Below are 12,248 nucleotides of genomic sequence, written 5' to 3'. Positions count from 1 at the left end.
TTTATTGGTTAGCAGTTCAGTTAGACCTGGGTTCGTCCTAGAGAAATCACCACGCGACGGTTCTTATCTTTACCAATTGGAGATCCATTGTCCGCAATTGGACGACGCTTACCGTAACCTTGCACTTGGATTCTATCTTCCGGTAAACCGAGTGATTCAAAATAATCTCTCAATGACTCAGCTCTTCGCTCAGATAAGTTTTGGCTTTCACTTTTACCGTTGGTGGTATCTGTATAAGTGGCCACAAGCACTAAATCAATGTCTTGATTGTGACGCACGTAATCAGCAATTTGAGAGAGCCGTTTTTTTGATGCTTTTGTGAGCTGGTCGCCCTGGCGTTCATAATGCAAAATAGTGAACGCTATATCTTCAAAACTATATTTCAGCAAATTAGCAACGCAATCACTAAACGCATTGTACTTACTTTGAAACAATACCGATGACAGAGCCACTTCTATACGCTGATCACGGCTTTGCCAGTCTTGATAGCTAAACGTAGGATAACGGCCTTTCTCTAGCTCAGACAGAATACCCCAAGCCATTTGCCCTCCAACATAACCATCAAACTGTTTGAAAAACTTGAGGTTAGTAATGCGGTCTGCGTTCTCTCCCGGTCGCCAAGGAGGCGGCATTGATATCAGGCTAACATTACGCGTCTCACCCATTGGGCGGCGCATCTTCAATTCAAAATCTAAGTTGATTTTTTTACTCGCATGAGATGAAAACACAGCATCACCAAAGTTTGGAATAGGATGAACAAGCTGACATTCCAACGGAGTATTGACCACCATTTCCCACTGAGACTGCTGCGGTGTGGCTAAATAACGCTTCCCCATTGCCAATGCATCGCTTGCACTTAGCATAGAGAGTACTGCACCACTTGTTATTAGCCATTTCTTCATTTAGATATAATCTCTTAAACGGCAGGCAATTGCCGTTGATCTGGTTCTATTGAAAACTATCGAAATAATGCAAAATTCTCGCCAACTATAGTAGCTTAAGACCAAACAGAGGCCGCCTTCCACTTACCTTCTATATAAAATGAAAAATTACTTCGCCAGATTAGAGAGTTACATACCTGCTAATTCAGAGTATAAGTCTTGTTTTATATAGGCATTGTTGAATTAGATAATTATGAGAAATTGCGGTTTTTCTCATCGGTAGAATCTGCAATAATGCAGCCTTCGTCACACAAAAATAAGCCAACATGACAATAGAAAATGAAGCTCTAACCCTGAAAAAGCGTTTTCGAGGTTATTTCCCAGTGGTAGTTGATGTTGAGACCGCAGGTTTCAATGCTCAAACTGATGCACTTTTAGAAATTTGCGCCGTCACCCTAAGCATGGATGAAAATGGCGATCTGCATCCTGCCTCAACCATTCATTTTCATATCGAACCTTTTGAAGGCGCGAATTTGGAAAAAGAAGCGCTTGAATTTAACGGCATTCGTGACCCTTTTAGCCCTCTGCGTGGCGCTGTTTCTGAACAAGAAGCACTAAAAGAGATTTACAAGTTAATCCGTAAAGAGCAAAAAGCAGCAGATTGCTCAAGAGCGATCATGGTTGCACATAATGCGGCTTTCGACTTAGGTTTTGTTAATGCAGCTAACGAGCGCTGCAAACTAAAAAGAGTCCCTTTCCATCCATTTGCCACTTTTGACACCGCAACATTAAGTGGACTTGCTTATGGTCAAACTGTTCTTGCCAAAGCATGCAAAACAGCAGGGATGGATTTTGACAATCGTGAGGCTCACTCAGCCCTTTACGATACACAAAAAACTGCAGAGTTATTCTGTGGCATCGTCAACAAATGGAAGGCCCTCGGCGGTTGGCCGCTTGTTGATGAAGAATAATAAATAAACACAACATATTAGGAAAAGTATGAATCCTGTCGTTATATCTGTGTGCGTCATGCTCGCGTTAGCATTGATGCGCGTAAACGTGGTGGTAGCCCTCACGTTTAGTGCCATCGTTGGTGGCCTTGTTGCAGGCATGAGCCTTGGGGATACGGTTGCTGCATTTGAAAGTGGCCTAGGTGGCGGTGCGACTATCGCACTGAGCTACGCAATGCTAGGTACTTTCGCTGTAGCGATTTCTCGTTCTGGCATCACTGACCTTCTGGCAAAAAGCGTTATTAAGCGCTTAAATGGTAAAGAGAGCTCTGCGTCGACTACTGGTCTAAAGTACGCAGTATTGGTTGCTCTTATACTTGTTACCATGTCCTCTCAAAACGTGATTCCGGTACATATCGCCTTCATTCCAATTTTGATTCCACCTCTATTAGGCGTATTCGCAAAGCTTAAGCTGGATCGTCGTTTAGTCGCTTGTGTTTTGACTTTTGGTTTGATCACGCCATATATGGTTCTACCTATTGGCTTCGGTGGTATCTTCCTAAACAACATTCTACTGAAGAACCTGCACGACAACGGTCTAACCGATGTGGTGGCAAGCCAAGTACCTACCGCAATGCTACTGCCTGGCGCAGGTATGATTTTTGGTCTTCTTACCGCGATTTTTGTTAGCTACCGTAAACCTCGTGAATACAAAGAAACAGAGCTAACGGTTGTTCATGAGACGGGCGAGACGATTAATAAACAACACATCATGGTCGCTGGTCTAGGCATTATCGCAGCACTAAGCATGCAACTTTACACTGGTTCAATGATCATTGGTGCATTGGCTGGCTTCATGGTATTCACTTTCGGCGGCGTTATCGCGTGGAAAGAAACGCACGATGTGTTCACTAAAGGCGTACACATGATGGCAATGATTGGCTTCATCATGATTGCGGCAGCAGGTTTTGCGGCAGTAATGAAGCAAACTGGTGGTGTAGAAACGCTAGTACAATCGCTATCAACAAGCATCGGTGACAACAAGCCGCTGGCAGCACTACTGATGCTGATCGTTGGTCTGTTAGTAACTATGGGCATCGGTTCATCGTTCTCAACGATTCCAATCCTTGCGACGATCTACGTACCACTGGCTTTGGCATTCGGCTTCTCTCCAATGGCAACCATCGCACTTGTTGGTACAGCAGCTGCTCTAGGTGATGCTGGCTCTCCTGCTTCTGACTCAACGTTAGGTCCAACATCTGGCCTAAACGCAGACGGTCAGCACGAACACATTTGGGAAACAGTGGTACCAACATTTATCCACTACAACATTCCACTGATTATCTTCGGTTGGATTGCTGCAATGGTGCTGTAATTGCTTCATTGAATGGATACAATTCGTTACGAAAAAGCCGCTTATTGAGCGGCTTTTTGTTGTTTTGGCTTTGAAAACCGGTTTCGGATTATTGCGCTGGCATGTTGTCGATAATGCGCTCGCGAATGAGCTTCAACGTGTTTTCTGTAGACACATAGTCCACTTCAATCGGGAAGTAAGCGTCGTTAATTTTCAGTACCAAACTCGGGTAAGAATTAACACCAAGACTCTTTGCTAAGCTCAATTGATCTTGGAAGACTCCTTCTAGCAGAGAACCATCCATATCGTTCTTAAACTGCTGCACATTTAAACCGATTTCTTTCGCTAATTGCAGAAGTGTCGCTTCTTCATGAGGTGGCATAGCACGAAGGTAATAAGCGTGCTGAATTGCTTCTAACATTTGCTCATAAGAATCTTGGAAACCGGCTGCAATGACTGCTCGGCAAGATTGGTAAGTGCTGCGTACTGGTGTGCATAGTGTCCAGAAATCGTAGTTAAACTTAGTACCAAGCTGTGCTTCGATTTGCTTCCAAATTTGTTCAATTTTCTGCTGCATTTCTGGTGGCATCGGCAGATTAGTATCTGGCGCAAGCCCACCCACCACATACTCGAATTGAATCACGCCTGGCAGTTGTTGTTTCAATTTTTCGATGGTTGGTTTGTAACCCCAACACCAACTGCACATTGGATCATGTACGTAGTAAAGCTTTATGTTCATTCCACTAACCTAAAAAAGAAAAAGGAGCCAATGCGGCTCCTTTGTATTCTATCGCCAAATGTGAGTATTTACGAATTACTCCGCGTCACCTTCAACACGAGCTGCCGCTTCTTTGATTAGAGGCTGAAGTTCACCTTTTTGGAACATTTCCAAAATGATGTCACAACCACCGATCAACTCACCTTCAATCCAAAGCTGTGGGAATGTTGGCCATTGAGCGTACTTTGGTAGCTCAGCACGGATGTCTGGGTTTTGTAGAATGTCTACGTAAGCGAACTTCTCACCACAAGCCATTAGTGCTTGTGCTGCTTGAGAAGAGAAACCACAGCTAGGTAGTTTCGGTGATCCTTTCATGTACAGCAGGATTGAGTTTTCAGAAATCTGCTGTTTGATTTTATCGATAGTTTCCATCGCTTCCTCATTCATGGATGTGAACTTTAATTATTGCCACATTCTACTCAATAAACACAGAATAAAAACCATATAATTAGTAAGCTTTTGTACTAAAGTAACTTCAAGATACAGGAATCCGAGCGTAGTCACTTATTCTAACTTAAGAAAATGGACACCTTGAGAAAACGACCACTTCCATGAGGTTTAAAAGCCGAATCGGCTTTTTGCTGTACACGTGGAGGCGATTTGTTTTGGTGTGTATGCCCAAGTAACTTCAAGAGTTAGGATTCAGCGCATTGTCATTGACTCCCTGTCTACCGAAAGTAAGCAAGGAAAACAACGCGATGCAATAACGAGCGCTTCCCAAGTTGTTTGACGCAACAATAGGACCAATAACTCGTTCTCTTTACACTGAGTAATGGCCTTGGAAGTTATCGCGCTAGCCCTCCTTTCTGTCAAAATATTTTCATATCGGGCTTTTAATAAAGTAAAAACTTGCTAAAATACTTTTCAAGTCAGTCGTAACGACTACATATAAATAAAAACACTGGAAGCAATCGAAAGGTAACCCTTTCATATCTATGGAGAATCGAGCAATGGCATTTGAACTACCAGCTCTTCCTTACGCGAAAGACGCACTAGAACCACACATCTCTGCAGAGACTCTAGATTTCCACCACGGTAAGCACCACAACACTTACGTTGTTAAGCTAAACGGTCTTATCCCTGGTACTGAGTTCGAGGGCAAAACACTAGAAGAAATCATCAAGACTTCTACTGGTGGCGTATTCAACAACGCAGCACAGATTTGGAACCACACGTTCTACTGGCACTGTCTAGCGCCAAACGCGGGCGGCGAACCAACTGGTGCAGTTGCTGATGCAATCAACGCAGCATTCGGTTCTTTCGAAGAATTCAAAGCGAAGTTCACTGATGCAGCAATCAACAACTTCGGTTCTTCATGGACTTGGCTAGTTAAGAAAGCTGACGGTTCTCTAGAGATCGTTAACACTTCTAACGCAGCAACGCCTCTAACAGAAGAAGGTACTACTCCACTTCTAACTGTTGACCTGTGGGAACACGCTTACTACATCGATTACCGCAACGTACGTCCTGATTACATGAACGGCTTCTGGGCACTTGTAAACTGGGACTTCGTAGCTGAGAACCTAGCGAAGTAATTTACTTCCCCTGAGTTCAATTTAGTCATATTTAAAAGCTCGCATCATCGCGGGCTTTTTTATTGCTTCAACAACCTATTTCTTCAATTAATCCCCTCTTTTTCCTAAAGTTCTTTCCGCTGTTGCCGTTAAAAGTGCATCAAACGAGGAACATCATGCAAATCCATACTTTAGACAAAGCAGCAATCATCAACGAACTTCAGTTCGGTAATGGTATCAACCATGCCGTGCATGAAGGTCGTCGTGCCGATTTTTCGCTGATTCTATCGATGTTTTCAAATGATGTACGCGATGTGGTTCCAGTTGAAGAAGTCCAAGAAGTTATCACTAGCGACGACATTCTTCGCCAACAATTCGGTCTATCTCAACCTCAGGCACTGCGTTCTGATAGCAGCAGCTACGAGCTAGCCGCAGAGCAAGCGAAACAGTTTCATGATGCTGGATTGCCTTCGGCGAAACTGAGCCACTATCTAAAGCCTGACGCGCTTACTTACCTCCCTGAAGACACATTCAATCTACCGGAAGAGGTTTACCACAACCTATCCGGCCATGAGCGCCGCAGCCTTGGTGAGCGTAACAAAAAGCTGATTCCTGAGGCAGGCTTATACAACCAACTCGTAACCGCTCAACGCCAGTACCAAATCCACGCTCAAGCGTAAATAACTGCTTTCCAAGCGTCCGGTTTCATTTGACGCACGCCAGAAATGTGACACCTTGCAAAGAACCCAACATTTACCTCAGGGTTAAGCCGTTAGTTTGAGGCTTTTCACACTGCCTATAACATTTTTGATCCATGCTAAAAGCACAAACTACTGGTTATCATTGCCTAAATAGTGAAGGTGTTATGGATATCAAAGATTCAATCATACTCGTTACTGCAGCCGGCTCCGTACTGGGACGAACGTGTTCCAATCATTTTGCACATCTGGGCGCGACTCTAGTTCTGTGTGACAGCAATCCACAAAACCTAAGTGCAAGCTACGCTCAAATTAAGACATTCACCGATAAGGTTTATGCCATTAACGTCTGTGGCGATACTCCAACTTCCATCAACCTTCTGTTTGACCAAATTGAATCCCAGCTTAGCGCTTCCCCAGATGTGATCGTCAATTGCTGGACAAGCTCACCAATGCCGAGCTTAATGGACCCAGAACCGATGAACACATACATTGACCACCTTTCTAGTGCAGCTCGCTTTCTTTATACCTATGGACAAGTTGGGGCAGAACGGTTTCGCAATAGAAACAAAAAAGGCGTGATAGTCAATGTGATATCTCATGATGATCACCAGGACCTGACTGGTGTTGAGAGTATGGCCGCGCTAGTGTCTGGGTTTACGCTGAGTTGGGCGAAAGAGCTGACCCCATTCAATATACGTGTAGGCGGTGTCATCCCATCGCTTAACCATATGAAAGAAGATCTAGACGAACGACATTGGGCTGAAATTCAAGATGAACTGGTGCGGAATACTGCGTATATCGTTTCCAATGAGTACTTCAGTGGCCGAGTGGTGAGTACTGAAGTTTAACGCCGCTTTTTATGTGAAGTATCCATAATTCGTCCTCAATGGGTAAATACATTTCAGGGCGACATCAAAAGATAAAAAAAGCCCCAGTCATACGACTGGGGCTTTAACCTTTTCCCGATTAAGGTTTCGTGCTAGCGAAAACCTTTTCTCATAAGCGAATCTTAATTACGTTTCCGCTTATTATTTTTTAGCTTTAGGAGCTGCTTTCGCTGCTTCTTGGTCTGCTTTTTTCTTGATTACTGTAGTACCTTCGAAAGTTTCACCTTCAACGAAAGCTTTACCGTAGTAAGCAGCCATTAGAACTTCTTTTAGCTCAGAGATTAGTGGGTAACGTGGGTTCGCACCAGTACATTGGTCATCGAACGCTTCAACCGCTAGCTCATCTAGTTTCGCTACGAAGTCTGCTTCAGAAACACCTGCAGCTTGGATAGACATTGGGATGTCTAGGTCGCCTTTCAGCTCATCCAACCATGCTAGTAGACGTTCAATCTTCTGAGCAGTACGGTCACCAGCTTGGCTTAGGCCTAGGTGGTCAGCTACTTCAGCGTAACGACGACGTGCTTGTGGACGGTCGTATTGAGAGAACGCAGTTTGCTTAGTTGGGTTGTCGTTCGCGTTGTAACGTACAACGTTAGAGATTAGTAGTGCGTTCGCCAGACCGTGTGGTAGGTGGAACTCAGCACCAATCTTGTGCGCCATTGAGTGACAAACACCTAGGAATGCGTTCGCGAATGCTACACCAGCGATAGTTGCTGCGTTGTGTACTTTTTCACGAGCGATTGGGTCGTTTGCACCGTTCGCGTAGCTTGATGGTAGGTACTCTTTTAGCATCTTAAGAGCTTGTAGAGCTTGACCATCTGAGTATTCGTTCGCAAGAACAGATACGTAAGCTTCTAGAGCGTGAGTTACTGCATCGTAACCACCGAATGCTGTTAGAGACTTAGGCATGTTCATTACTAGGTTAGCATCAACGATTGCCATGTTTGGCGTTAGTTCGTAGTCAGCTAGTGGGTACTTAGCACCAGTCTTGTCGTCAGTAACAACCGCGAATGGAGTAACTTCTGAACCAGTACCTGAAGTTGTAGTGATACATACAAGCTCAGCTTTTTGACCCATTTTAGGGAACTTGTAGATACGTTTACGGATGTCCATAAAGCGCATTGCTAGTTCTTCAAATGCTGTTTCTGGGTGCTCGTACATTACCCACATGATCTTCGCAGCATCCATTGGTGAACCACCACCTAGTGCTAGGATTACGTCAGGTTGGAAGCTTTGCATTGCTTCAGCACCTTTCTTAACTACAGATAGCGTTGGGTCAGCTTCAACGTCGAAGAACGTCTGAACTTCCATGCCTTGAGCTTTAAGTAGTTGTACTACGTCATCTGCGTAACCGTTGTTGAATAGGAAACGGTCAGTTACTAGGAATGCGCGTTTCTTACCTTCTAGGTCGCTAAGAGCGATTGGAAGGCTACCACGACGGAAGTAGATAGACTTAGGTAGTTTGTGCCACAACATGTTTTCAGCTCGCTTCGCTACAGTTTTCTTGTTGATTAGGTGCTTAGGACCTACGTTCTCAGAGATAGAGTTACCACCCCATGAACCACAACCTAGAGTTAGAGAAGGTGCTACGTTGAAGTTGTAAAGGTCACCGATACCACCGTGAGTAGTTGGGATGTTTACAAGGATACGTGCAGTCTTCATCTTGTCGCCGAAGTAACGGATACGGTCTGCGTTAACGTCTTGGTTAGTGTAAAGACCAGATGTGTGACCGATACCGCCGATTTCAACCATTGTTACTGCTTGAGCAACAGCGTCTTCGAAGTTGTCAGCGCGGAATAGACCTAGAGTTGGAGATAGTTTCTCGTGAGCAAATGCGTCATCGTAAGAAACTTTGCCTAGACCTTCACCAACTAGAACTTTAGTGTCAGCTGGAACTTTCACGCCTGCCATTTCAGCGATTGCTGGAGCAGGTTGACCAACGATTTTCGCGTTTAGTGCGCCGTCGATTAGAAGAACTTTGCGAACTTTATCTGCTTCAGCTTTGCTTAGTACGTAAGCTTTGTGAGAAGCGAAACGCTCTTTTACTTCGTCGTATACTTCATCAACAACGATTGCAGCCTGCTCAGAAGCACATACTACGCCGTTATCGAAAGTCTTAGACATAAGAATAGAAGCTACAGCGCGCTTGATGTCAGCTGTTTCATCGATAACTACAGGAACGTTACCTGCACCTACACCGATTGCTGGCTTACCAGAAGAGTAAGCTGCTTTAACCATGCCTGGGCCACCAGTTGCAAGGATAAGAGCGATGTCGTCGTGCTTCATAAGAGCGTTAGAAAGCTCTACAGATGGTTGGTCGATCCAACCGATGATGTCTTTTGGTGCACCTGCTGCTACTGCTGCATCTAGAACTAGTTTAGCTGCGTCGTTAGTAGAGTTTTTCGCACGTGGGTGTGGCGAGAAGATGATACCGTTACGAGTCTTCAAAGAGATTAGAGATTTGAAGATTGCAGTAGAAGTTGGGTTAGTTGTTGGTACGATACCACAGATGATACCTACAGGTTCTGCGATAGTCATTGTACCTAGGTTGTCATCCTCTTCAAGGATGCCACACGTTTGTTCGTCTTTGTATTTATTGTAGATAAACTCAGAAGCGAAGTGGTTCTTGATTACTTTATCTTCAACAATACCCATACCAGATTCTTCAACCGCTTGTTGAGCTAGCGGGATACGAGCTTGGTTAGCTGCAAGAGACGCAGCGCGGAAGATTGCATCTACTTGCTCTTGAGAGTAAGTAGCGAACTCTTCTTGCGCTTTCTTAACGCGAGCAATCATTGCATCTAGTTCAGCCATATTAGTTACAGGCATAGGGATTCTCCTAAAATTAACAAATATTAAAAACTTTTTATTAAGGCCACTGCTTGCTGTTTCCACTGTTTATCAGCTACTTAACCAACAACCGTCTTAGTAAATTGCTTTCAGGGCTGAGTATAATATTTCAGAGTGTGAAAAAAATTGACTTGGATCAGATCTCACTCTCGAAATACCCCAAAAGTAGTGGTTTACCACAACAAAATAGCATAAATCATTGATAAACAAGTAAATAAAACTTAACTTTTTATTGAACAAAAAAGAAGCAAACAAACCAAAAAACAAAAGAAACTACAATAATCTGTAAAAAAGTTTCATTTTTAGCCAACAAAATTACATGTAAGCCTAAATTTTTGTGCTACTGAGAGTATATCCGACTCGTTATATCTCTCTACAAACAACGTTTTTTTTTATCAAAAATGTGCGAATGTTAACGTTTGTATAATTCAGCCTACATTCGCGTCAACTTTCTCGGTAACAAAACATTTCCACTTTGGATACATTTTCTTCAATAATTAGTTTTTCTCACAAATAGGCTGGGCAATACGTTAGTTTTTTTCATTTTGTGTCTCCCCTCTTTTGCCTTACATTACGCGCTAAAAATACCCTCCCTCCTTTTCACTATTGTGAATATTGATGAGAACAACTTATGCAAACTTTAGAGTTAGCGATTTTCCTACAGTTTTTCTTAGGTTTGGTTGCCGCTGTTAACCCAGTCGGTATCATGCCTGTGTTTGTCTCTTTAACTGGGCATATGACACCAGAAGAGAAGAGCAAAACGGCGACGACAGCGAATGTTGCTGTTGCGGTTATTCTGATCATCTCGCTGTTTGCTGGTCAGCTGCTATTAGATATGTTCAGCATTTCACTGGATTCATTTCGAGTGGCGGGTGGTTTGCTTCTTCTGAGTATCGCGTTTTCGATGATGAGCGGTAAGTTGGGTGAAGATAAGCAAAACAAACAAGAGAAATCGGAATACGTCAGCCGTGAACAGATTGGCGTAGTACCACTGGCTATGCCATTAATGGCTGGCCCAGGTGCGATCAGTTCGACTATCGTTTATGGCGCACGCTACCCAAGTGCCTTCGATACAGTAGGCATTAGTATTACCATTGTACTGTTCTGTCTATGCTCTTGGTTGCTGTTCCGTTCCGCACCTTTGATCGTACGATTTTTAGGTCAAACAGGTATTAACGTTATCACTCGTATCATGGGTCTGATCCTTGGTGCACTAGGTATCGAGTTTATTGCCAACGGCTTAAGAAACCTATTTCCAGGTTTAGCCTAAGTTTCCTAACTTCTGGTATGATGTTGCAATCCGTTTCATTCTAACGCTGACAGTGCAACATCATGCCTCGCAAGTCTTTTAAGCATCATTTATACGTCATTATCTTCGGTACTCACACTCGTGCCGGACGTGCCTTCGATATCGCACTTATTATTGCCATCATTACTTCGCTTGTGGTTCTTATTCTTGAATCACTGCCATCGGTGATGACCGAATGGTCTCGAGAGCTGCGTTATATCGAATACACCTTCACAGCCCTGTTCACTATCGAGTATTTGTTAAGGCTTTACTGCTCTCCAAAACCTAAATCGTATGCCACCAGCTTTTATGGCGTCGTTGACTTGTTAGCCATCCTGCCTACCTACTTGGCGATATTCTTCCCAGGTGCCTCATTTATGGGTGTGGTGCGATTACTGCGTGTTATGCGGATCTTCCGTATCCTCAAACTCGTTCGCTACCTGCAAGATTCCAACATCTTGCTGCGCTCTCTATTAATGGCACGTCGTAAGATCCTTATCTTCTTTAGCACGGTAGGCATTCTTGTCACCATTTTTGGCGCGTTGATCTTTGTTATTGAAGGGCCGCACAACGGATTTACGAGTATTCCGAAAAGCATCTACTGGGCGATCGTAACTATTACGACGGTTGGCTATGGTGACATGGTGCCGCAAACTCACTTGGGTAAAGCCATTGCATCCCTCACTATGTTGTTGGGCTATTCAATACTTGCTGTTCCGACTGGCATTATTACCGCTGAACTGAGCAACGAAATGAATGCGCATAAACAACTGGTTAAGTGTCCAAACTGCAATCGCTCTGGTCATGACTCTGACGCAATGCACTGTAAGCATTGTGGTAGCGAGTTGGCGGATCCTGATAATCGTGTCGTGAGCGCGGACGAGGAAGAATAGAATCGGGAATGACGTATTTGAATTTAGACAACAATGCCCGTCACCCTCAAGAGCGACGGAAGAGCGAGTTGGGGCTCTCTATCTACTTGTTTCTCTGATCAAGGCGTTGTACGTTCCTGCACACCAGATCTACGATCAAAAATGTATGGTCC

At 44.0% G+C, this 12,248-nt stretch carries 11 protein-coding genes; 7 read left to right on the top strand and 4 right to left on the bottom strand.

The window, feature by feature from the left end; genetic code table 11:
• Positions 1 to 20 precede the first annotated feature (20 nt).
• Positions 21 to 902 carry an OmpA family protein gene (locus KIV41_RS06850; RefSeq protein WP_038885120.1) on the bottom strand — a complete coding sequence of 294 codons (882 nt, stop codon included), beginning with the start codon at positions 900 to 902 and terminating at the stop codon, positions 21 to 23.
• A 305-nt stretch (positions 903 to 1,207) separates the two neighbouring features.
• Here KIV41_RS06850 and rnt point away from each other — a divergent pair, with 305 nt between their 5' ends.
• Together rnt and KIV41_RS06840 are read left to right on the top strand one after the other, a co-directional pair.
• Positions 1,208 to 1,852, top strand: coding sequence for a ribonuclease T (gene rnt / locus KIV41_RS06845; RefSeq protein WP_010449419.1), 645 nt, complete (start codon positions 1,208 to 1,210; stop codon positions 1,850 to 1,852).
• A 28-nt stretch (positions 1,853 to 1,880) separates the two neighbouring features.
• Positions 1,881 to 3,206: a Na+/H+ antiporter family protein gene (locus KIV41_RS06840; protein ID WP_010449421.1), complete on the top strand. Its 1,326-nt coding sequence runs from the start codon at positions 1,881 to 1,883 to the stop codon at positions 3,204 to 3,206.
• An 88-nt stretch (positions 3,207 to 3,294) separates the two neighbouring features.
• Here the strand turns inward: KIV41_RS06840 and KIV41_RS06835 are convergent, their stop codons facing one another.
• Both KIV41_RS06835 and KIV41_RS06830 read right to left on the bottom strand, forming a co-directional pair.
• Complete coding sequence (locus KIV41_RS06835) at positions 3,295 to 3,924, bottom strand: DsbA family protein (RefSeq protein ID WP_285335948.1); 630 nt, start codon at positions 3,922 to 3,924, stop codon at positions 3,295 to 3,297.
• A 75-nt stretch (positions 3,925 to 3,999) separates the two neighbouring features.
• The gene (locus KIV41_RS06830; protein ID WP_010449429.1) at positions 4,000 to 4,335 is read right to left on the bottom strand and encodes a Grx4 family monothiol glutaredoxin; all 336 of its coding nucleotides are present in this window, start codon (positions 4,333 to 4,335) and stop codon (positions 4,000 to 4,002) included.
• Positions 4,336 to 4,913: 578 nt separating this feature from the next.
• Here KIV41_RS06830 and sodB point away from each other — a divergent pair.
• From sodB to KIV41_RS06815, 3 genes are all read left to right on the top strand, one after another.
• On the top strand, positions 4,914 to 5,498 hold the full coding sequence (gene sodB, locus KIV41_RS06825) for a superoxide dismutase [Fe] (protein WP_005444665.1): 585 nt from the start codon (positions 4,914 to 4,916) through the stop codon (positions 5,496 to 5,498).
• A 155-nt stretch (positions 5,499 to 5,653) separates the two neighbouring features.
• Positions 5,654 to 6,157 carry a VC2046/SO_2500 family protein gene (locus tag KIV41_RS06820; protein WP_010449432.1) on the top strand — a complete coding sequence of 168 codons (504 nt, stop codon included), beginning with the start codon at positions 5,654 to 5,656 and terminating at the stop codon, positions 6,155 to 6,157.
• Positions 6,158 to 6,342: 185 nt separating this feature from the next.
• A complete protein-coding gene (locus tag KIV41_RS06815) occupies positions 6,343 to 7,026 on the top strand; it encodes an SDR family oxidoreductase (protein ID WP_010449433.1) in 684 nt (227 codons plus the stop codon).
• A 180-nt stretch (positions 7,027 to 7,206) separates the two neighbouring features.
• On the opposite strand, the gene adhE is transcribed toward KIV41_RS06815, so the two are convergent.
• The gene (adhE, locus tag KIV41_RS06810) at positions 7,207 to 9,894 is read right to left on the bottom strand and encodes a bifunctional acetaldehyde-CoA/alcohol dehydrogenase (protein ID WP_285335947.1); all 2,688 of its coding nucleotides are present in this window, start codon (positions 9,892 to 9,894) and stop codon (positions 7,207 to 7,209) included.
• Between the two features lie 652 nt (positions 9,895 to 10,546).
• Here adhE and KIV41_RS06805 point away from each other — a divergent pair.
• Positions 10,547 to 11,185: a YchE family NAAT transporter gene (locus KIV41_RS06805; protein WP_010449435.1), complete on the top strand. Its 639-nt coding sequence runs from the start codon at positions 10,547 to 10,549 to the stop codon at positions 11,183 to 11,185.
• 62 nt (positions 11,186 to 11,247) lie between these two features.
• Positions 11,248 to 12,096, top strand: a complete 849-nt coding sequence (locus KIV41_RS06800) for an ion transporter (protein ID WP_005444660.1) — start codon at positions 11,248 to 11,250, stop codon at positions 12,094 to 12,096.
• Positions 12,097 to 12,248: the final 152 nt, after the last annotated feature.

The organism is Vibrio sp. D401a, assembly GCF_030248515.1.
GTDB classification, from domain to species: domain Bacteria; phylum Pseudomonadota; class Gammaproteobacteria; order Enterobacterales; family Vibrionaceae; genus Vibrio; species Vibrio rotiferianus.
This window is presented reverse-complemented; position numbering and strand designations above follow the sequence as displayed.

Bases quoted from the DNA above. Each gene is read 5' to 3' on its own strand.
- KIV41_RS06820 (WP_010449432.1), top strand. From the start codon at position 5,654: ATGCAAATCCATACTTTAGACAAAGCAGCAATCATCAACGAACTTCAG.
- KIV41_RS06805 (WP_010449435.1), top strand. From the start codon at position 10,547: ATGCAAACTTTAGAGTTAGCGATTTTCCTACAGTTTTTCTTAGGTTTG.
- rnt (WP_010449419.1), top strand. From the start codon at position 1,208: ATGACAATAGAAAATGAAGCTCTAACCCTGAAAAAGCGTTTTCGAGGT.
- KIV41_RS06835 (WP_285335948.1), bottom strand. From the start codon at position 3,924: ATGAACATAAAGCTTTACTACGTACATGATCCAATGTGCAGTTGGTGT.
- KIV41_RS06800 (WP_005444660.1), top strand. From the start codon at position 11,248: ATGCCTCGCAAGTCTTTTAAGCATCATTTATACGTCATTATCTTCGGT.
- KIV41_RS06830 (WP_010449429.1), bottom strand. From the start codon at position 4,335: ATGGAAACTATCGATAAAATCAAACAGCAGATTTCTGAAAACTCAATC.
- sodB (WP_005444665.1), top strand. From the start codon at position 4,914: ATGGCATTTGAACTACCAGCTCTTCCTTACGCGAAAGACGCACTAGAA.
- KIV41_RS06850 (WP_038885120.1), bottom strand. From the start codon at position 902: ATGAAGAAATGGCTAATAACAAGTGGTGCAGTACTCTCTATGCTAAGT.
- KIV41_RS06840 (WP_010449421.1), top strand. From the start codon at position 1,881: ATGAATCCTGTCGTTATATCTGTGTGCGTCATGCTCGCGTTAGCATTG.
- adhE (WP_285335947.1), bottom strand. From the start codon at position 9,894: ATGCCTGTAACTAATATGGCTGAACTAGATGCAATGATTGCTCGCGTT.
- KIV41_RS06815 (WP_010449433.1), top strand. From the start codon at position 6,343: ATGGATATCAAAGATTCAATCATACTCGTTACTGCAGCCGGCTCCGTA.